The organism is Polaromonas potterensis, from assembly GCF_033446725.1.
GTDB lineage: Bacteria > Pseudomonadota > Gammaproteobacteria > Burkholderiales > Burkholderiaceae_C > Polaromonas.
The window spans coordinates 160,561-179,916 of the sequence record NZ_JAWQLX010000011.1 but is presented as its reverse complement, the minus strand read 5'-3'; the positions used below and the strand labels follow the sequence as shown (position 1 = coordinate 179,916).

Below are 19,356 nucleotides of genomic sequence, written 5' to 3'. Positions count from 1 at the left end.
ACATTCGTCGATTTCTTCTACCCCCGCGTCGATCCGAGCGACGCTATGCCCGTACAGTTCGAGCCTCCAAGACCCGCTATCCCATCAAAAAAAATGCCGCTCAGGCTTAACTGAGCGGCATTGGCCTCATGGCCCCTTTTTTGTCGATACCAGCAGGGTGTTTCGCTTAGATCACGCCCTGGGCCAGCATCGCGTCGGCGACCTTGACGAAGCCGGCCACGTTGGCGCCGTCGATGTAGCTCACCGAACCATCAGCACGTTTGCCGTATTTCAGGCAGGCAGCGTGGATGCCTTGCATGATTTGCAGCAGGCGGGCATCGACTTCTTCGGCCGGCCAGGACAGGCGGGCCGAGTTCTGGCTCATTTCCAGGCCGGAAGTGGCGACACCGCCGGCGTTGGAGGCCTTGCCCGGTGCGTACAACACCCCGGCGGCTTCGAAGGCCTTGGCGGCTTCGTTGGTCGATGGCATGTTGGCGCCTTCGGCCACGCAGATGACGCCGTTTTTGATCAGCACGGCGGCATCTTCAATGGTCAATTCGTTTTGTGTGGCGCAAGGCAGGGCCACGTCCACGGCGATGTGCCATGGTGTCTTGCCGGCCTGGAACTCGGCGCCCACCAGCTTGGCGTAGTCGTTCACGCGGCCGTAGCGGTGGTTCTTGACGTCCATCAGGATGGCGAGTTTTTCAGGGGTGAACCCGTCCTTGTCGTAGACGGTGCCGCTGGAGTCGGACACGGTCACGACCTTGGCGCCCAGGGCCATGGCTTTTTCGACGCCGTATTGCGCGACATTGCCCGAGCCGGACACCGACACGGTTTTGCCTTCAAACGACTTGCCTTGTGTCTTGAGCATTTCCTGGGCGAAGTACACCATGCCGTAGCCGGTGGCCTCGGGGCGGATCAGCGAACCGCCAAAGGCCAGGCCCTTGCCGGTGAACACGCAGTCGGAGCGGTTGCTGAGCTTTTTGTACATGCCGGCCATGAAGCCGACTTCGCGGCCACCCACGCCGATGTCGCCTGCCGGCACGTCGGTGTCGGCGCCAACATGGCGGAACAGTTCGGACACAAAGGCCTGGCAAAAACGCATGACTTCCATGGGGCTCTTGCCCTTGGGGTCGAAGTCCGCGCCGCCTTTGCCGCCGCCCATGGGCAAGGTGGTCAGTGCATTTTTCAGGGTTTGTTCGAAGGCCAGGAATTTCAGCACCGACAGGGTCACCGAGGGATGAAAGCGCAGGCCGCCTTTGTAGGGGCCAATCGCCATGCTGTGCTGGATGCGGTAGCCGCGGTTGACCTGCACGGTGCCGTGGTCGTCGATCCAGGAGACGCGGAACATGATGGTGCGCTCGGGCTCGATCAGGCGTTCCAGCAGGCCGTGTTCGGCGTATTTGGGGTGTTTTTCGATGAAAGGCCAGAGGCTTTCCATGACCTCGGTCACGGCTTGCAGGAACTCGGGTTGTCCGGGGTTGCGCTGAGCGACCTGGTGAAGGAATTGGTCGACGGACTCGTACTTCATATGCAAGGGCTTTCTTCAAAAAACGGGGTTATGCGGCAGCGCAACCCGACATTATGCCAAATGCTCATGGGCTTATGCCCATCTTGGTGCATGACTCAGCGCCATCCACGGAATTGCACCTGATTGGTGTTTGTGGTGGGCGTGGGGCGGGTCCGGGTGGTGTTGAATTGCACCGATATGGGGTGTATCGGGCGGGGGCGTCTGCCATCCCCGGGTCTGCGGGTATGCGGTATGGGCCTCTGGTCTGGCGTCGAATTGCTATTTAATCAATAGCTTATTGCGCTTATGGGTAAAGGGATCGAGGCCGATTTGTTTAAAAATCTGAGATGGCAGGACGGCACCCGACAGCCAGGTCCGGACCGGGATGCGTATCCCTGGCCCCGAAAAGGTGCTTGTGCCGCAGGGCACAGCGCCTAGCGCCCCCGCATGAACAAGGCGTCCAGTTCCTTGATACTGACCTGGCGCCAGGTCGGCCGGCCGTGGTTGCACTGGTCGGAGCGCTCAGTTGCCTCCATCTGGCGCAAGAGGCCGTTCATCTCTTCAAGGGTGAGCTTGCGGTTGGCGCGCACCGCGCCATGGCAGGCCATGGTGGACAACAACTCGTTTTGCGCGCGCTGGATCACGGTGCTGGCGTCGTGTTGTGCCAGCTCGGCCAAGACGCTGCGTGCCAGTTCCACGGCGTCGCCCTGGACCAGGCTGGTCGGCACGGCGCGCACGGCCAGGGTGCGCGGCGAGAAAGGCGTGATCTCCAGGCCCAGGGCTGCCAGCGTGTCGGTGGCGGCTTCCGCGGTGGCAACTTCCTGCGGGCTGGCGGCGAAGGTCGCGGGAATCAGCAGCGGCTGGCTGGCGATGGCGGTGCTGGTGTCCAGCTGGTTTTTCAGACGCTCGTAAACAATACGTTCGTGCGCGGCGTGCATGTCCACCACCACCAGGCCCTGGGTGTTTTCGGCGAGCACATAAATACCCTGCAACTGGGCGATGGCGCGGCCCAGCGGCCAGTCGCCGGGCGGCAGGGCCGCGGCTTCCACAGGTTCGTTGTGCGGGCTGGCGCCGTAGGGGGCTGGCTCCGGCGCGAACCCGGGGGCGGTGGCCGCAGGCTGCACCGGCCACATGGCCTCGAAGTCAGACACCCGCGGGTTTTGCCGGTAGGGCTGATCCGCTCCGAAATTAATAGCTGGTTGCGCCCATAGCGATTGGGCTAGAGGCCGATTTGGCTCAAAACTTCCGGGCACGATGCCGTTCGGGTTGGCCAGCGCGGCCGCAGCTGCCCGCGGCGCCGCCAAGGCGTTTTCGACCGCATGGCGCACCGCCTGGTGCACTTCGCGGCTGTCGCGAAAACGCACCTCGATTTTGGTCGGGTGCACATTGACGTCCACCCGGGTCGGGTCCATCACCACGTACAGCGCATAAACAGGCTGGCGGTGGCCGTGCAACACGTCTTCGTAGGCGCTGCGTGCGGCGTGGGTCAGCACCTTGTCGCGCACATAGCGGCCGTTGACATAGGCAAACTGCTGGTCGGCACGCGAACGCGCGGCATCCGGAATGCCCGCGCGCCCAGTGATGTGGAGCGTGCCCGAGCGGTAATCCACGGCCACACTTTGGGCCAGCATCTCGCTGCCCAGCACATCACCCAGGCGCTGCGCGTGGGCGTCCTGCTCGGCCGTTGCCTCGCAGGCGCGCCATTGCTCGACCAGTTTGCCTTCGTGCCAGATCGCAAAACCCACGTCGGGCCGTACCAGCGCGTGGCGGCGCACGGCTTCTATGCAATGCGCCAGTTCGGTGGCGTCGGTTTTCAAAAATTTGCGGCGCGCCGGCGTGGCGTAAAACAACTCGCGCACCTCGACCGTGGTGCCGCGGCTGCGCGCCACCGGTCTGAGTTCGCCGGAGCGGCCGTCGAGCAGCCAGGCATGGGCTGTGGCATCCCCTTCGGTGCGCGACAAGAGGCTCATGTCGGCAATCGAGTTGATGGCGGCCAACGCCTCGCCCCGAAAACCCATGGTGCCCACGGACTCCAGGTCCTGCAGCGACGCAATCTTGCTGGTGGCGTGGCGCTTGAGCGCGACGCCCAGTTCCTCGCGCGGAATGCCCGAGCCGTCGTCCTCGACCGAGATCAGGCGCACGCCGCCAGCCAGCAGCCGCACCGTGATTTGCCGCGCGCCGGCGTCCAGCGCGTTGTCCACCAGCTCACGCACCACCGACGCGGGGCGCTCCACCACTTCGCCGGCCGCAATCTGGCTGACCAGTTCGTCGGGGAGTTCTCGGATGGGGCGGCGGGGGAGGGTGTCTTGGGAGGTGGGGAGGTTCACGGTTTTATTTTAGGGTGTTCGGCCTTTGGATGATTTCGACTGGCTGTGGTTTGCCAGCAAGCCGGGGGTTGCCGAGCACGGCGGCGCTGGTGGTACTGGCCAGAAAACTGCTGCGCATTGCCTTTGCTGTGTGGAAGTCGGGCCAGGCGTTTGAGCCGTCAAAACTACGAATGACCGCACAACCAGCTTGACGCGAACCATAGAACCTCGAGAAAAGCGGGGTCTCGCTCGAACTCGCCTTCGGCTCAGACAATCGCTCGCCCTGATCCGGCTGAACCTCCGCTCCTAGTCGCATACAGAAGGGGGTGGAGAGAAAGACCAATCCGGGGAGAAAAGGACGCGCCAAGCGCGTCCTTTTCGATTCAAGAGACTGTCATTGATGCACGTGGGCGCAGCACACAAGGCCAAATGAAGTCCCCCGCCATCGCCCAGCGGGGCGAGGGAGGGGTTAGGGGTGGGAGTGGGGAGTCAGGCCTACTGTCCAATGCATGCCGCAAACGCAGCGTGATGCAGACCAGTACTTGATTCCAGGTAGCTGTGCCAGCATGTCAAAATCCTCACCATGGAACTTGTGACTTTTCTGATTGACTTCATCCTCCACGTGGACAGCCACCTGGAGGCCTTTACCCAAACTTATGGCATGTGGGTTTACGCACTGCTGTTTCTGATCGTGTTTGTCGAAACCGGCGTGGTCGTCATGCCGTTTTTGCCGGGCGACTCCTTGCTCTTTATTGTTGGTGCCCTGTGCGGCGCCGGCCTGCTGAGCCTGCCGCTGGCCATGGGGGTGTTGGTGGTGGCGGCGATTCTGGGGGATCAGTGCAACTACACGATAGGGCGTTTCTTCGGTCCCAAGGTTTTCCAGTGGGAGCAGTCGAAGTTTTTCAACAAGCGGGCGTTTAACCAGGCCCATGCGTTTTACGAACGTTACGGCGGCATCACCATCATCATTGCGCGTTTCATGCCTTTTATCCGCACTTTTGCGCCTTTTGTGGCGGGTGTGGCCGAGATGAGTCGTGGCAAGTTCAGCGCCTACAACGTGCTGGGTGCGCTGATCTGGGTGATTGGGCTGTGCGGCGCCGGTTATTTCTTCGGCAACCTGCCCTGGGTGCAGGCGAATCTGAGCAAGATCATCTGGGCCATGATTTTTATTCCCGGGCTGATTGTCCTGTTCGGTGCCTGGAAGGCCAGCCGCAACAAAGCCCCGGTGCCGCTGGAAAACCGCTAAAGCACAACCGGTCAGCGCTTTATTGCCGCTGTCTTTTCCCCCGCCGCAGGGGAGTTGTATTCGTCGATGGGCTGTCGCATACTGATAGCGTTGCAGCCTGCCGCAAGGCGCTGCAGCCAACACCAGTGAGGCCTTTGCCATGCTGACACCTGCCATCTTTCGCGCAAGCCTGATTCGGGGTCCGGCCAAGTGGCTCTTGTGCCTGGTGTTGGTGTTCTGGTGTATTGGTGCCGCCGCCGCACCGGTACTGGTGCTCAAGTTGCAGGATGCGATCGGACCGGCCAGTACCGACTACATCGTGCGCGGCATCGCCAAGGCCCAGGAGCGTCAGGCCGGCCTGGTGGTTCTCATGCTCGACACGCCGGGCGGGCTGGACAGCTCCATGCGCCAGATCATCCAGGCCATGTTGTCTTCGCCCATCCCGGTGGCTGTGTATGTGGCGCCGGAAGGTGCCCGGGCCGCCAGTGCCGGCACCTACATTCTTTATGCCGCCCATGTGGCCGCCATGGCGCCTGCGACCACCTTGGGCGCGGCGACACCGGTGGCGATCGGCTTGCCCGGTGCCAAATCCGACAAGGATAAAGACAAGGCCGCCTCCCCCACGGCCCCCACCGACGCCATGGGTGCCAAAGTCATGAACGATGCCGCCGCATTTATACGCGGCCTGGCGCAGACCCGGGGCCGCAATGCGGAGTGGGCCGAACGTGCGGTGCGCGAAGCGGTCAGCCTGAGCGCCGGGGAGGCCTTGCGCGACAAGGTGGTTGACTTGGTCGCCGTGGACCTGTCGGATTTGCTGCGGCAACTGGAGGGCCGGAGCGTCGAGGTTAGGGGCGCGCGTATCACCTTGCACACCCAGGGCCAGGTCGTCGAGTGGATGTTGCCCGACTGGCGCCAGCGTTTGCTGGCGGTGATCGCCCACCCCAGCGTGGCGCTGATCTTGTTGATGGTGGGTTTTTACGGGCTGGTGTTCGAGTTTTCGTCACCTGGTCTGGCCCTGCCGGGGGTGGCCGGTGCCATCTGCCTTTTGCTGGGGCTGTTTGCCTTGCAGCTTTTGCCTGTGAACTATGCCGGCCTGGCCCTGGTGCTTCTGGGCATGGCCTTCTTGGCTGCCGAACTGGTGGCGCCCAGCGGCCTGTTGGGCGCCGGTGGGGTGGTCGCTTTTGTGGTCGGCGGCATTTTGCTGTTCGACCGCGATGTGCCGGGTTTTGGCGTGCCGCTTTCCCTGGTGTTCGGACTGGCCCTGAGTTCCGCCGTGGTGGTGTTTGTGCTGGCGACCATGACGCTGCGTGCACGCCGGCGGCCGGTGCTGGGCGGGCACGAGGAAATGGCCGGTACGCTGGGCGAGGTGGTTTATGTCGAGGGTGATGAAGCCTGGGCCGAGGTGCGCGGCGAACGCTGGCGGGTGCGCAGCGAGGCGCCGCTCAGGACGGGTCAACGGATCCGGGTGCTGCGCATTGATGGCCTGCTGCTGCAGGTTCAGGGTGAAGCGGACTTTCTCAAAGGAGTTGCGTCATGATCATGATTGGTTTGCCTCTCGGGCTACTGGTGCTGCTTTTGCTGCTGCTGATCAGCAGTTCGCTGCGCATTTTGCGTGAATACGAACGTGGTGTGGTGTTTCAGCTTGGTCGTTTCTGGAAGGTCAAGGGCCCGGGCCTGGTCATCCTGATCCCGGTGATTCAGCAAATGGTGCGTATCGACCTGCGTGTGGTCACCATGGACGTGCCGCCGCAGGACGTAATCTCGCGCGACAACGTCTCGGTCAAGGTCAATGCGGTTGTTTTCTTCCGTGTGGTGGACGCGCAAAAAGCCATCATCAATGTCGAGAACTTCCTCATGGCGACCAGCCAGCTGGCGCAAACCACCTTGCGCGTGGTGCTGGGCAAACACGAACTTGACGAGATGCTGGCAGAGCGGGAGCGCCTGAACCTCGATATCCAGCGCATTCTGGATGCGCAAACCGACGGCTGGGGCATCAAGGTGACCAATGTTGAAATCAAACACATCGACCTCAACGAGTCCATGGTGCGGGCCATCGCGCGCCAGGCCGAAGCCGAGCGTGAACGCCGCGCCAAGGTGATCCATGCCGAAGGCGAAAAACAGGCCGCGTCCGCCTTGCTGGAGGCCGCGCGTATGCTGGCGCAACAGCCCGAAGCGATGCAGTTGCGTTATCTGCAGACCATGACCCAAGTCGCAGGTGACCGCGCCTCCACCGTGATTTTGCCGCTGCCCATGGACTTGCTGGGCGCCTTGCTTAAACCCAAAAAATCACCGGGTGAAGGCGGAGATCATAAGTAAGCGTATCATTTCTACTGATCCAATCCGCCGGCCAAGTAGAGATGAACGCACCCCCTTCTTCCCCTTCCGTCCTGTCCCGCTGGAGTCAGCCCGGCTCCAGCCGTGTGCCCTTCTGGGCGTATACCGACGAGCAGCTGTACCAGCGCGAGCTGGAGAAAATTTTCTACGGCCCGCACTGGTGTTACGTCGGGCTGGAGGTCGAGATTCCGAATCTGGGTGACTTCAAACTCAGTCATGTCGGTGAGCGCCAGGTGGTGATGGTGCGTGACCGCGTGGCACCTAAAGACCGCGGCACCGATCACGGCATCCGCGTGGTCGAAAACCGCTGCGCCCACCGTGGCGTGCGGTTTTGCCAGAACCCGCAGGGCAATGCGCGCAGCTTTGTCTGTCCCTACCACCAGTGGACTTACAAACTCAATGGCGACCTGGCCGGCCTGCCGTTCAAGGATGGTGTGAAAGACGGTGAGTGTGTCAACGGCGGCATGCCCGAAGGCTTTGAGCTCAAGGACCACGGCCTGACCAAGCTGCGTGTGGCGGTGTTGCACGGCCTGGTGTTTGCGACTTTCAGCGACACCGTAGCCCCGCTGGAAGACTACCTGGGGCCGAACATCATGCCCTGGGTGGAGCGCATTTTCAAAGGTCGGCAGCTGACCTTGCTGGGGTACAACCGCCAGCGTATTCCGGGCAACTGGAAGCTGATGATGGAAAACATCAAGGACCCCTATCACCCCGGTTTGTTGCACACCTGGTTTGTGACCTTTGGCCTGTGGCGTGCCGACCAGAAAAGCCGCATGGTCATGGATGAGCAAGGCCGCCATGCCGTGATGATTTCGCGCCGCAACGAAGGCGGGCAGGCCGCCGTGACCGAAGGTGTGACGTCTTTCAAGGCCAACATGGCGCTGCACGACGACCGCTTGCTGGATGTGGTGCCCGAGCCCTGGTGGAAGGTGCCGGATCCGGCAAATCCCGGCGCCGACATCATGCCCACCGTGACCATGATCACACTGTTCCCCAGCCTCATCATCCAGCAGCAGGTCAACTCGCTGAGCACGCGCCACATCGTGCCGCGCGGTCAGGGCGAGTTTGATTTTGTCTGGACCCATTTTGGTTTTGCCGACGACACGCCCGAGATGACACGGCGCCGCCTGCGCCAGTCCAACCTGTTTGGGCCGGCCGGTTTTGTCAGCGCCGACGATGGTGAAGTCATTGAGTTCAGCCAGGCCGGCTTCCGGCAGGGCGGTGAAGCCGGTTCGACCTTGTGCGAGCTGGGCGGCACCGGCACCGAGATGACCGAACACATGGTCACCGAAACGCTGATTCGCAGCATGTACGCCTACTGGAAGAAAGTGATGGCCTTATGAGCGGGGTGACGCTGGAGCGACTGCAGCTTCAACACGACGTTGATCAACTCAATGTGGCGTATGCCGCGGTACTGGACGACAAACGCTTTGAGGCCTGGCCTGATTTTTTTCTGGAGGACGGACGTTACACCGTGCAGGCCCGCGAAAATTTCGACCGGGGTTTGCCGCTGGCGCTGATGGACCTGGAAAGCCGGGGCATGATGAAAGATCGCGTCTATGGCATCACCCAGACGATTTACCACGGGCCGTATTACATGCGCCACGTGATCAGTGCGGCGAAAATTTTGTCGAACGAGGCGGGGGTGATCACGGCGCAGACCAACTACGCGGTGTTTCGCACCAAACCGGCGGGTGTCAGCGAGGTTTACAACGTGGGCCGTTATGTGGATGAGCTGGTTGCTACTGATGGTGGCTTGAAGTTCAGGCGGCGGCTGTGTGTGTATGACAGCGAGATGATTCTTAATTCCTTGATTTATCCGGTTTGAGTTTGTTGGCTTTTGTGTAAAGGCTTCGGAGGGAGATGTGGCTGGACTCCCGTTCGAGCTGAGCTGGTCGAAGCTTTCTTTGATTCAGCTGTTTGTGGCCCGACAGCAAGCCGGGTTTCGCCCCGGCGGGCGACTCACTTTTCTTTTGCGTCGCCAAAAGGAAAGTAAGCAAAAGAAAAGGCGACCCTGCTGTCTGCGTCCCGCAGCGATGCTGCGGGCAGCCTGCGGTGCTCGTGAAAAGCGGGGTCTCGCTCGAACTCGCTTCGCTCAGACAATCGTGAGCCCTGATCCGCTTTTCCCTGCGCTCCTAGTCGCAGCCAGAAGGGGGTGGGCGCGGGGAGATGAAGACGCGCTCTGCGCGTCTTCATCGGATTTTCATTGACCGCCATTTATGCACGCGGATGCAGCACACACGGCCAAATGAAGTCCCCCTCCATCGCCCAGCGGGGCGAGGGAGGGGTTAGGGGTTAGGGGTGGGAGTGGGGAGTCCATCCTACTGTCCGGAACAAGCCACTAGCGCAGCGTGACGCCCAACCGCATGCAGTTAGATGCCCCCGACGCAACCGTCAGCAGTTACAGCGGACGATTCCGCGCCAGCGGCGGATTTTTCGAGAAGTAGCGGCCTATGCCGCGCATCAGCGCATCGGCGAGTTGTACCTGGTAGGCCTCGCTGCGCAGCTTGGCTTCTTCGTCCGGGTTGCTGATAAACGCGGTTTCCACCAGCACGCTCGGGATGTCGGGTGCCTTGAGCACGGCAAAACTGGCTTGTTCGACGCGTGGCTTGTGCAGCTTGCCGACGCTGCCGATCTCGCCCAGCATGGCGCCGCCGAGTTTGAGGCTGTCGCTGATCTGGGCGGAGGTGCTCATGTCGAGCAGCGCTTTTTGCACCTGCGCGTCTTTGGCCTTGACGTTGATACCGCCCACCAGGTCGGCGGAGTTTTCCTTGTCGGCGATCCAGCGTGCCGCGCTGCTGCTGGCGCCTTTTTCGCTCAAGGCAAACACGCTGGCGCCTTGCGGGCGTGGTGTGAAAAACGCATCGGCGTGAATGCTGATGAACAGGTCGGCCTGTACACGCCTGGCTTTTTGCACGCGGACATGCAGTGGGACAAAAAAGTCGGCATCACGCGTCAGGTAGGCGCGCATATTCGGTTGCTGGTTGATACGTTCGCGCAGGCGTAGCGCAATTTGCAGCACCACATCTTTTTCACGTGTGCCGCCTGGGCCGATGGCACCCGGGTCTTCGCCGCCGTGGCCGGGGTCCAGTGCCACGATGATGAGGCGGTCGGTTTTGTTGCGGTTGCCGGCACCGGCACCCACGGTTTCGGACGGCGCCTTGGGCGCGGCGGCGATGGCGCGGTCCTTGTCGCTGCCCGTTGCGGGGGGCGGGTCGTCACCGGATGGTTTTGCGGGGGCCGGTTTGTCGGTCTGTTTGGCAATCAACTCGCCCAGCGGATCGGTGGCCGAGGCTGGTGCGGCTGTTTTGTCCTTGAGTCGCTCGGCAATCAATGCCGCCAGCGGGTCCGGCGCCTGGGTCGGGTAAAGGTCAAACACCAGCCGGTGCTGGTAGGCCGCGACCGGTGGCAGCGTGAAGACCTGGGGCAAGATATGTTGCTTCAGGTCTATCACCAGGCGCACCACGCCCGGTGCGTTTTGCCCGACCCGGATGCCGGAAATATTCGGGTCGTCGGCCTTGACCTTGGCCACCAGCTCGCGCAACGCGGGGATCAGGTCCACACCTTCGATGTCCACGGCCAGGCGCGGCGGCTCGGTGACAAAGGTGGTTTTGGTCTTCAGGCCGGTGTCGGACTCGATGGTGACCCGGCTGTAGTCCGGCGCCGGCCAGATGCGCACCGCCAGGATGGTGGCGCCACGCGCGAGGTGTTGCACGCCGAGCAGCAACACCAGGCTGCCCATTTGGAGGGCGCTGCGGCGGCTGTGGCGGCCGCTCACGGCAACAGCGCCGCAGCGGCGGCGGTGTGGGCGCTCAGCGTGACGGCGCGCGCCTCGTTGTCCAGCAGCTCCAGATGGATATCCAGATCGGCAGCGGGCAGGTGTTCGCCGGCTTTTTCCGGCCACTCGACCAGTTTCAGGCCAGCGCTGGCGAAGATGTCGCGAAAGCCGGCTTCTTCCCATTCATCGGGGTCGTTGAAGCGGTAAAAATCGAAATGCCAGATGTCGAGGGTGCCTCCCGCCGCATCGGCCACGCTATAGGGTTCGACCACCGCATAGGTCGGGCTTTTGACACGTCCTTCGACCCCCAGGGCTTTGAGGAAATGTCGCGCAAAAGTGGTTTTGCCCGCGCCCAGGTCGCCATGCAACTGGATCAGGGTATTGCGGCCGGGCACGCTGGCCAGCAAGCGGGTGGCCATGGCCTGGGCGAAAGCCTGGGTATCGGCCTCGCTGGTCCAGGCAATACTTTTTACAATGAGCGGGTGATCTTCAATAGCCATCAATTCGTTTCTCAAATTCAAACGTGGGCGCGCGAGCTTGGATTTTCGCAAATCGGCATTGCAGGGGTGGACTTGTCTTCTGCGGAGCCCGGATTATCGGCCTGGCTGGCGGCCGGATTTCATGGGGACATGAATTACATGGCCGCCCATGGTCTCAAACGCGCCCGGCCTGCTGAACTGGTGCCGGGCACGGTCAGTGTGATCACGGCGCGTATGGACTATTTGCCGGCCTCCACGCCGGCAGCGCCGGGCCAGTGGCAGGCTCAGGAGCTGGCGCGCCTGCAGCGGCCCGGCGAAGCGATTGTGTCGGTGTATGCACGGGGCCGGGATTACCACAAGATCATGCGTTCGCGGCTGCAAAAACTCGCCGAGCGGATCGCGACCCATGTCCAGCCCCTGGGGCATCGGGCTTTCACCGATTCGGCACCGGTGCTGGAAGCCGAGCTGGCCGCACGCAGCGGGCAGGGCTGGCGCGGCAAACACACCTTGCTGCTGAACCGCGAGGCTGGTTCCATGTTTTTCCTGGGTGAAATTTATGTGGACATCGCCTTGCCGCCCAGCGAGCCGGTGACGCCGCATTGCGGCAGCTGCAGTGCCTGCATCACCATTTGCCCGACTCAGGCCATCATTGCCCCGCACCAGCTGGATGCCAGGCGCTGTATCTCGTATCTGACGATAGAACACGCGGGTGCGATTCCCCTGGAACTGCGGCCGCTGATAGGCAACCGTATCTACGGCTGTGACGACTGCCAGCTGGCCTGTCCGTGGAACAAGTTTGCGCAGCGCAGCGCCTTGCCCGACTTTGACGAGCGCCAGGGCCTGACCGGCCAGCAACTGACGACCTTGTTCGCCTGGACGGAAGAAGAGTTTCTGCGTTACACCGAAGGCAGCGCGATCCGGCGTATTGGCCACGAGCGTTGGCTGCGCAACATCGCGGTGGCCATGGGCAATGCCTTGTTTGCTGGCAGTGATAACGACGGCTGCATACGCGCGGCCTTGTTGGCGCGGCGTGATCATGCCAGCGCGGTGGTGCGGGAACATGTGGCGTGGGCCCTTTCTTAATCCATTATGGATGAAATTGGCCTCTAGCCCTTTGTCCACGGGCGCAAGCAGCTACTGATTTTGTAGCATTTTGTTAGACCACGGGCTGGCGCGGCTTGCTTCAGCTGGGAAGAACCGCTGTCTCACGCACCACCTGGCCCCAGCGCGTGGTTTCGGCGGCTATGAAACGCCCGAACTCCTCGGGGCTGTTGGCGACCACCACGTTGACCTGCTCTTCGTGGCTTTTCACGACATCCGGATGCCGCAAGGCTTTGGCCATTTCCCGGTGCAGGCTGGCCAGTACCGCCGCCGGCACGCCACGTGTCGTGACCGCGCCTTGCCAGGTGTCGAACACCATGTCGACATAGCCTGACTCGCGGAAGGTGGGCACGCCCGGCATCTGCGGCATGCGCACGCTGCTGCTCACCGCCAGCGCCACGGCCGTACCCGCGCGCAGGTGTTCCCAGACGGCTGATGGTGTTTCGTACAAGAGCGGCACCTGGCCGCTGATGAAGTCCTGCACGGCCGGCGCCGTGCCTTTGTAGGGCACATGGGTGATGTCCAGCCCGGCGCGGCGTTTGTAAATCTCGCCCACCATGTGGCCAATGGTCCCGTTGCCGGTGGAGGCATAGGCCAGCGGGCGGCCGGCGCGCACCGCCACTTCCACATCGGCGAGGCTGCGATATCCCGTATTGCGGTGCGCCAGCAGCACGGTGACCGAACGGGAAAATTGTGTGATCGGCTGGAAGTCGCGCGACACATCGTAGGGTTGTTGCGCAAAAAGGTGCGGATTGATCGCCAGCGAGCCGATGGTGCCGAGCAGAAGTGTGTGGCCGTCCGGCGTGGCCCGGGCGCAGGCTTCGGAGCCGATCATGCCGCTGGCGCCTGCGCGGTTGTCCACCAGCACCGTCCAGCCGGCGTCCAGGCGCATACGCTCGGCCACCTGGCGGGCGCGCAGGTCGGATGTTCCACCAGCCGGGAAGGGCACGATGAAACGGATGGGTTTGCCAGGCTGCGGGAAGCCGCCGGGCTGGGCGCGTGCGGTGAAGACGGCCGGGGCGGCCAGCAGAACGGGCAAGGTCTTGAGCAGGAGACGGCGGCGTGTGAGGGACATCCGGAACAGCTGGTTGTATGAAGAATTTAATAATTGTCATACAGACGAGGGTCCGGGGCCATACGCCGTTTGGCGGGTGTTCAGCTGATGGGTTTGAGGTGTTTGTGCCCGGCGCCGCTCGCGTGGGCATGGCAATGGCCCGCCGATTCTTGCGCCAGCGGCACCAGGTGTATCTGGCCGTGCCGCACGCCGCGCAGGGCCACCAGTTGCTGCGCGCAGGCCTGCACCGCCGGGGTCGGGCCGCGCAGCACCACGCTTTCCAGGCAGTGGTCGTGGTCCAGGTGGGTGTGCAGGCTGCTGACGACCAGGTCGTGGTGTTCGTGCTGCAAGGCCATGAGGCGGCGGGTGACCTGTTGCTCGTGGTGGTCGTAGACATAACTCACGTTGGCCACGCAGTATGTCGCGGCGCGGGCGTCCAGTGTGTCCTTGCCCAGGCGCTCGCGGATGAGGTCACGCACGGCTTCGGAGCGGTTGATATAGCCGCGGTCCGCAATAAGTCCGTCAAATTGGGCGGCCAAGTCATCATCCAGGGAGATCGTGAAGCGCTGCATGTTTGCCCCATGCTGTAAAAGTCCTGATCCTACCGCCGCCCCTGCCTATAATCGGCCCCGTGCCAGCCCTCCCCACCTTTTTTCGCCCATTCTGGGCCCGCTTCGCAGCCTTGCTGGGGTTTCTGGCTGTGTGCTCGGCGTTGCTGGCGCCCGTGAGCATGCTGGCCGAAGAGGTGCGCACCGGCAAGCTGGGTGGTGTTTGCAGCATGGGTGCCGCTGGCGGGTCCGTTGACGCCGGCTCGGATGAGGGCTCGACTGCTAGCGGCCATTGCGACCTGTGTGGCTCCGTGGGCCTGGGCCTGCCGCCGCTGCAGCACATGGATGTTTGCCCCGTCGCTGTCACCGCGATGGCGCTTGTTTTTCAGGATGCCGTGCGCTCGGCCTCCTCGCCGGGGCTGCCCTTCAGCCGCGGCCCGCCTTTCTTTTCCTGACGCTGTTCATCCCTGATATCCGGGCGCGGCCATGCCGCCGGATGTCTTTCAGTGTGTGGAAGCCCGCAGACCGCTGATGCGCGTCGTTGCGGGCACAGGAGAGTTTCATGTCCCGTTTTACTCCGCCCGCAACGGCCGCTTCATGCGCGACTGTGCCGGCGTTTCGCCCCTCTGCCTTGACCCTGGGCCTTTGTTCCGCGCTGGCGCTCATGTCTGCGCCGTCTGCTGCCCAGACGGCATCTGGCATGTTGCAGCAAATCGACGTGATGGGTGAGACACCTGTTGCCAATGGCCGCCTTCTTCTGGATCAATCGTCAGAAACGGGCAGCCGCCTCGGGCTCACGCCGCGTGAAACGCCGGCTTCAGTCACCATCGTGAACCGCGACACCATCGAGGCGCGCGGTGCGCAGAACACCCAGGACATACTCAAGGCGATTCCCGGTGTCACGGCGCACGACGCGCCGGGCAACATTGGTGTCAGTTACCGCGGCTTTGGCAGCGGCTCCATCAGCCAGATGTTCAATGGCATCAACGTCCAGTATTCCATCGCAGCGCGGCCCGTGGACAGCTGGATTTATGACCGGGTCGAGGCCATTGGTGGGCCGTCCAGCTTCCTGTTTGGCTCGGGCGCGGTCGGTGGTTCCATCAACTACATCACCAAAGTTGCTGAAAGAAACGACTTTTCCGAAGTCCAGTTGCGGGTGGGGACCGAAGGGCTCAAGGAGGCGTCTGTTGGCCTGAACCGGCGCATCGCCGGGGATGGCGGCGCGGGCAGCCACTACGTCCGCATCGACGTCAACCACCGGGATTCGGAGAGCTGGACCGACGGTACCCGAACGAAGTCCACCCAGTTGGCCACGTCGCTGCTCTCGGATCTGGGCGGCGGCCTGACACACACCCTGGCGTATGAGTACCAGCAGGAAACGGTGGACCGGCCATATTGGGGCATGCCCGTGCTGAACCCTGCCGCAGGAACGCTGCGTATCGATCCCGGCATCCGTTTCAAGAACTACAACAGCGTCGATGGCGTGTATGAGCAGCGCGTGCAGTGGTTGCGTTCGGTCACCGAGTGGCGTGCCAGCGATGCGCTGCAGTTCAAGAACACGTTTTATGTGTATGACGCGCTGCGTGACTACCGCAACGTGGAGAACTATCGTTACAACGCCAGCAACACCGCCGTCATCCGCTCGGCGGCGCTGCTTCAGCGGCATGAGCAGCAGGTGGTCGGTGACCGCATCGAAGGCCTGTACAAGGGCGAGCTTGCAGGGCTGAAAAGCGACTGGTCCTTCGGGCTGGACCTGAGTGTCAACAAGCAGACAAGATTTCCAAACAGCCTGCCGGCGGTCGTCAGCACGGTCAATCCCTACAACTTCGTGACCGAGCGCTTCTTCCAGGTGCCGGGCATGACGCCGGGCTTTATTCCTGACCGCGACAACAAGGTCACCACCGCGGCGCTGTACCTGGAGAACCGCACGGCCTTGACGCCCAGGCTGAACCTGGTGACGGCCTTGCGCCATGAACGTATCGACCTCGACCTCACCAACCGCCGGGCCGTCACGCTGAGCAGTCCGGCCAGCTTCTCGCGCCAGTACAGCCCGACAACGGGACGTGTGGGGCTGGTGTGGGACTTTGCGCCAGGCGCCAACCTCTACGCGCAATATGCAACGGCGGCCGATCCGCCTTCCGGCGTTCTTTCGACAGCCTCATTTGCCGATGTGCTGAACAACAGCCAGCTCACCACCGGCAGGCAGGCCGAAGTTGGCAGCAAGCTCGATTTCTGGGATGGCAAGGGCACGGCCACGCTGGCGCTGTACAGCATCACGCGCAAGAACATTTCCAGCCAGGACCCCAACAACACGGCCCTGACCGTTCTGGTTGGCGAGCAATCGGCCAAAGGCGTTGAACTGGCCGTCGGCCTGCAACCCACGGCCCGTTTCTCGGTGCAGGGCAACATCACCCAGGTGGACGCGAAGTATGAAAGTTTTACGCAGGGCGGCGTGTCGCTGGCTGGAAAGACACCTGTCAACACGCCGGCGACCGTCGCCAATGTGTGGGCTTCCTACGCGCTGACGCCAGCGTGGCAGGCCAGCGTGGGTGTGCGACGGGTTGGCAAGGTTTATGCTGATGCCGCAAACACCTTGAGCTGGCCGGCCTACACGCTGCTCGACCTGGGACTGGCCTGGAAAGTCAGCAAATCCGTCTCGGTGGTCGGGCGCATTCGCAACGTGACCGACCGCATTTATGCGGCCAATGCCGGGACGACACAGGTTTACCTGGGTCCGCCGCGCGCGGCCGACATCACTCTGCGCGCTACGTTCTAAAGGTCACCGATGATCCGTACCAAACGCTGGCTCTTTCTGCTGCACCGCTGGCTGGGGGTGGTGCTCTGCGCGTTCTTTGTGATGTGGTTTGTCTCGGGCGTGGTCATGATGTACGTGGGCTACCCCAAACTCACCGAGGCCGAGCGCCTGCAGCACCTGCCAGGGCTTGATGCCGCATCCCTTGGCCTGACGCCAGTGCAGGCGCTTGAAAAGGCCGGCATCCTGGGGCCTCTGCGGGACCTGCGTCTGGCGGTCGCCAGTGGCGGGCGTGCTGTTTATTTGGTGATTCCCGTGCGTGATGCGAATCCCGCTACGGGTCGGCGTGGCCCGCCGCCGGGCAGCGGTACCGTGGTGATCGATGCTGGAACGGGGGACGTGTTGCAGCAGGTGGACCGATCCTACGCGCTTGCAGCGGCGAGCGCTTACGGCGGCGCCGCGGCTTCCCCGCAATACGAAGGCCTCATCCAGGAAGATGCTTTCACGCATTCGCGGGGGCTGGACGCACACAGGCCGCTGCACGTGGTGCAGCTGCAGGATCCGGCGAACACCCGGATTTATGTGTCCGGGACCACCGGCGAAGTTGTTCGCGACGCGACCGGCACTGAGCGGGTGTGGAACTATGCCGGGGCATGGATCCACTGGCTGTATCCCTTCCGCGGCAATGTCTTCAACCCTTACTGGGCCGACATCGTCAACTGGCTGTCGGTGTTGGGCATTGTGGTGACCGTCATGGGCACGGTCGTCGGCATCCTGCGCTGGCGCTTCATGCGCACCTACAAAAGCGGATCACATTCGCCTTACAAGGGTTTCGTGATGCGCTGGCACCACATCACCGGCCTGCTGTTTGCGGTGATCACCTTCACCTGGATGTTCAGCGGTTTGATGTCGATGAACCCCTGGCGGATTTTTGACAATGGCGCCCCGTCCCTGCGTATCCAGGCCATGCACGGCGGCCCGCTCAGAGTGTCCGGGCAGCAAGCCACGCCTCAGACCTTGCTGGCAGCGGCCGGATCGGAGGTGCGTGAATTGCGCTGGACCCCGTCTGACGGAAAAACATTGGTGCTGGCGAGCGGGGCGGCGGGGCGGACTGCGGTGATGGATGCAGCCACGGCGGCACCCCATGTGCCGGATCCAAACGCCTTGAGAGCGGCCGTAACGCGCCTGCTGCCCGACGCTGTCCTGCGTGTGGAGGTCCTGACGGATTACGACCTGTATTACTACAGCCGTGATGCGCACACCATGACGGGCGGCGCTGACAAGCCGCTTCCGATCTGGCGCGTGGTGTTTGGCGACACGCATGCCACCTGGGTCCATATTGATCCGGCGACCGGGGCTGTTCTGGGGCAGACTGACAGTACGCGGCGGCTCAGCCGTTGGCTGTTTACCATGTTGCACAGCTGGGACTGGCTGCCCCTGCTCGAGCGGCGCCCGATCTGGGACGTTCTCCTGATCGTTCTCAGCCTCGGAGGAACGGCGCTTGGCGCGACCGGCGTGGTGATCGGCTGGCGACGTCTTGGGCTCAAGTTTGCAAGTTTCAAAGCAAGGTCTGCCGGATGATTTTTTCGGCCTATTCCCGCGCGCCAGCACCTGGAGGCAGATGATGGCATATTCGTTTTTAACCAAGGAGATAGTTGTGTTCCCCATTGTTCGATACGTTGGTTTTTCAGTCTTGGCCATGTGTGCTGCCGTGGCACATGCACAAGTTGACGTCAGCAACGCCTGGGTCCGCACCACCGTGCCCGGCCAGCAAGGCACGGGTGCCTTCATGAAAATCACGGCCAAGGAAGCGACCCGCTTGGTGAGTATCTCCACCCCCGCCGCCGGTATTGCCGAAGTGCATGAAATGAAGATGGAAAACGACGTCATGAAAATGCGCGGTTTGTCGGGCCTGGATTTGCCGGCCGGCAAAACGGTGGAACTCAAGCCCGGTGGCTACCACGTGATGTTGATGGATTTGAAGCAGGCCTTGCCTGCCGGCAGCACGGTGGCCATGACCCTGGTGTTCAAGGACGCCAAAGGCATCGAAAGCAAGGTCGCGCTGAACGTGCCGGTGGCCGCCGCCGCGCCTGGCGCAGTCGCGGGCCAGCCTTCAGCGGCCGCCCACAAGCACTGAGAGTCGTTGCGGGCATGGTGACGACCGCTATGCCTGCGTCTATTTTCAACAGCGGACCCCATCTTTTCTCAAGAGTTGGTGGCGCTGCGCAAGGCGATGAGGCCGGCAACGCATCGGCGCTTGCTGGCGCGAGTTTGGGTGAGATGGGCGGCA

Annotated in this window: 16 protein-coding genes; 10 read left to right on the top strand and 6 right to left on the bottom strand. The window is 62.6% G+C overall.

All coding sequences use genetic code 11. The features are described from left to right. Positions 1 to 166 precede the first annotated feature (166 nt). Positions 167 to 1,510, bottom strand: coding sequence for an NADP-specific glutamate dehydrogenase (gdhA, locus tag R6254_RS18955; protein ID WP_318409161.1), 1,344 nt, complete (start codon positions 1,508 to 1,510; stop codon positions 167 to 169). A 413-nt stretch (positions 1,511 to 1,923) separates the two neighbouring features. Beyond that, positions 1,924 to 3,816 (bottom strand): DNA mismatch repair endonuclease MutL, encoded by a 1,893-nt coding sequence (gene mutL, locus R6254_RS18950; RefSeq protein WP_318409159.1) that lies wholly within the window; start codon positions 3,814 to 3,816, stop codon positions 1,924 to 1,926. Between the two features lie 562 nt (positions 3,817 to 4,378). Between mutL and R6254_RS18945 the strand changes: the two genes are divergently transcribed. From R6254_RS18945 to R6254_RS18925, 5 genes are all read left to right on the top strand, one after another. Then, positions 4,379 to 5,041 carry a DedA family protein gene (locus R6254_RS18945; protein ID WP_318409157.1) on the top strand — a complete coding sequence of 221 codons (663 nt, stop codon included), beginning with the start codon at positions 4,379 to 4,381 and terminating at the stop codon, positions 5,039 to 5,041. Positions 5,042 to 5,180: 139 nt separating this feature from the next. After that, entirely contained in the window at positions 5,181 to 6,557 is a 1,377-nt protein-coding gene (locus R6254_RS18940) for an NfeD family protein (protein ID WP_318409155.1), read from the top strand. Next, positions 6,554 to 7,336: a slipin family protein gene (locus R6254_RS18935; protein ID WP_318409153.1), complete on the top strand. Its 783-nt coding sequence runs from the start codon at positions 6,554 to 6,556 to the stop codon at positions 7,334 to 7,336. The genes R6254_RS18940 and R6254_RS18935 overlap by 4 nt, the downstream gene beginning before the upstream one ends. A 41-nt stretch (positions 7,337 to 7,377) precedes the next feature. Continuing rightward, positions 7,378 to 8,697, top strand: a complete 1,320-nt coding sequence (locus R6254_RS18930; protein ID WP_318409151.1) for an aromatic ring-hydroxylating dioxygenase subunit alpha — start codon at positions 7,378 to 7,380, stop codon at positions 8,695 to 8,697. Next, positions 8,694 to 9,182, top strand: a complete 489-nt coding sequence (locus tag R6254_RS18925) for an aromatic-ring-hydroxylating dioxygenase subunit beta (protein WP_318409149.1) — start codon at positions 8,694 to 8,696, stop codon at positions 9,180 to 9,182. The genes R6254_RS18930 and R6254_RS18925 overlap by 4 nt, the downstream gene beginning before the upstream one ends. A gap of 573 nt (positions 9,183 to 9,755) precedes the next feature. Here R6254_RS18925 and R6254_RS18920 read toward each other — a convergent pair. Then, positions 9,756 to 11,096, bottom strand: coding sequence for an N-acetylmuramoyl-L-alanine amidase (locus tag R6254_RS18920; protein WP_318409174.1), 1,341 nt, complete (start codon positions 11,094 to 11,096; stop codon positions 9,756 to 9,758). Positions 11,097 to 11,128: 32 nt separating this feature from the next. Beyond that, a complete protein-coding gene (gene tsaE, locus R6254_RS18915; RefSeq protein WP_318409147.1) occupies positions 11,129 to 11,632 on the bottom strand; it encodes a tRNA (adenosine(37)-N6)-threonylcarbamoyltransferase complex ATPase subunit type 1 TsaE in 504 nt (167 codons plus the stop codon). Positions 11,633 to 11,647: 15 nt separating this feature from the next. On the opposite strand from tsaE, the gene queG reads away from it, so the two are divergent. Then, positions 11,648 to 12,694, top strand: coding sequence for a tRNA epoxyqueuosine(34) reductase QueG (gene queG, locus R6254_RS18910; protein ID WP_412103197.1), 1,047 nt, complete (start codon positions 11,648 to 11,650; stop codon positions 12,692 to 12,694). Positions 12,695 to 12,794: 100 nt separating this feature from the next. On the opposite strand, the gene R6254_RS18905 is transcribed toward queG, so the two are convergent. Together R6254_RS18905 and nikR are read right to left on the bottom strand one after the other, a co-directional pair. Next, positions 12,795 to 13,787: a Bug family tripartite tricarboxylate transporter substrate binding protein gene (locus R6254_RS18905; RefSeq protein WP_318409145.1), complete on the bottom strand. Its 993-nt coding sequence runs from the start codon at positions 13,785 to 13,787 to the stop codon at positions 12,795 to 12,797. 80 nt (positions 13,788 to 13,867) lie between these two features. Then, positions 13,868 to 14,338 carry a nickel-responsive transcriptional regulator NikR gene (gene nikR / locus R6254_RS18900; protein ID WP_318409143.1) on the bottom strand — a complete coding sequence of 157 codons (471 nt, stop codon included), beginning with the start codon at positions 14,336 to 14,338 and terminating at the stop codon, positions 13,868 to 13,870. 59 nt (positions 14,339 to 14,397) lie between these two features. On the opposite strand from nikR, the gene R6254_RS18895 reads away from it, so the two are divergent. The 4 genes from R6254_RS18895 (at position 14,398) to R6254_RS18880 (ending at position 19,203) form a co-directional block, all read left to right on the top strand. After that, positions 14,398 to 14,769: a DUF2946 family protein gene (locus tag R6254_RS18895; protein ID WP_318409141.1), complete on the top strand. Its 372-nt coding sequence runs from the start codon at positions 14,398 to 14,400 to the stop codon at positions 14,767 to 14,769. Between the two features lie 107 nt (positions 14,770 to 14,876). Continuing rightward, entirely contained in the window at positions 14,877 to 17,090 is a 2,214-nt protein-coding gene (locus tag R6254_RS18890; RefSeq protein ID WP_412103195.1) for a TonB-dependent receptor, read from the top strand. A 9-nt stretch (positions 17,091 to 17,099) separates the two neighbouring features. Then, positions 17,100 to 18,647, top strand: coding sequence for a PepSY domain-containing protein (locus R6254_RS18885; protein ID WP_318409139.1), 1,548 nt, complete (start codon positions 17,100 to 17,102; stop codon positions 18,645 to 18,647). Positions 18,648 to 18,723: 76 nt separating this feature from the next. After that, positions 18,724 to 19,203 (top strand): copper chaperone PCu(A)C, encoded by a 480-nt coding sequence (locus tag R6254_RS18880; protein ID WP_412103194.1) that lies wholly within the window; start codon positions 18,724 to 18,726, stop codon positions 19,201 to 19,203. The last annotated feature ends 153 nt before the right edge of the window (positions 19,204 to 19,356 follow it).

What these genes read in the sequence shown, in the direction of transcription:
- R6254_RS18930 (WP_318409151.1), top strand. Translation starts at nt 7,378, where the DNA reads ATGAACGCACCCCCTTCTTCCCCTTCCGTCCTGTCCCGCTGGAGTCAG.
- R6254_RS18945 (WP_318409157.1), top strand. Translation starts at nt 4,379, where the DNA reads ATGGAACTTGTGACTTTTCTGATTGACTTCATCCTCCACGTGGACAGC.
- nikR (WP_318409143.1), bottom strand. Translation starts at nt 14,338, where the DNA reads ATGCAGCGCTTCACGATCTCCCTGGATGATGACTTGGCCGCCCAATTT.
- tsaE (WP_318409147.1), bottom strand. Translation starts at nt 11,632, where the DNA reads ATGGCTATTGAAGATCACCCGCTCATTGTAAAAAGTATTGCCTGGACC.
- R6254_RS18920 (WP_318409174.1), bottom strand. Translation starts at nt 11,096, where the DNA reads ATGGGCAGCCTGGTGTTGCTGCTCGGCGTGCAACACCTCGCGCGTGGC.
- R6254_RS18935 (WP_318409153.1), top strand. Translation starts at nt 6,554, where the DNA reads ATGATCATGATTGGTTTGCCTCTCGGGCTACTGGTGCTGCTTTTGCTG.
- gdhA (WP_318409161.1), bottom strand. Translation starts at nt 1,510, where the DNA reads ATGAAGTACGAGTCCGTCGACCAATTCCTTCACCAGGTCGCTCAGCGC.
- R6254_RS18940 (WP_318409155.1), top strand. Translation starts at nt 5,181, where the DNA reads ATGCTGACACCTGCCATCTTTCGCGCAAGCCTGATTCGGGGTCCGGCC.
- R6254_RS18905 (WP_318409145.1), bottom strand. Translation starts at nt 13,787, where the DNA reads ATGTCCCTCACACGCCGCCGTCTCCTGCTCAAGACCTTGCCCGTTCTG.
- R6254_RS18890 (WP_412103195.1), top strand. Translation starts at nt 14,877, where the DNA reads ATGTCCCGTTTTACTCCGCCCGCAACGGCCGCTTCATGCGCGACTGTG.
- R6254_RS18925 (WP_318409149.1), top strand. Translation starts at nt 8,694, where the DNA reads ATGAGCGGGGTGACGCTGGAGCGACTGCAGCTTCAACACGACGTTGAT.
- R6254_RS18885 (WP_318409139.1), top strand. Translation starts at nt 17,100, where the DNA reads ATGATCCGTACCAAACGCTGGCTCTTTCTGCTGCACCGCTGGCTGGGG.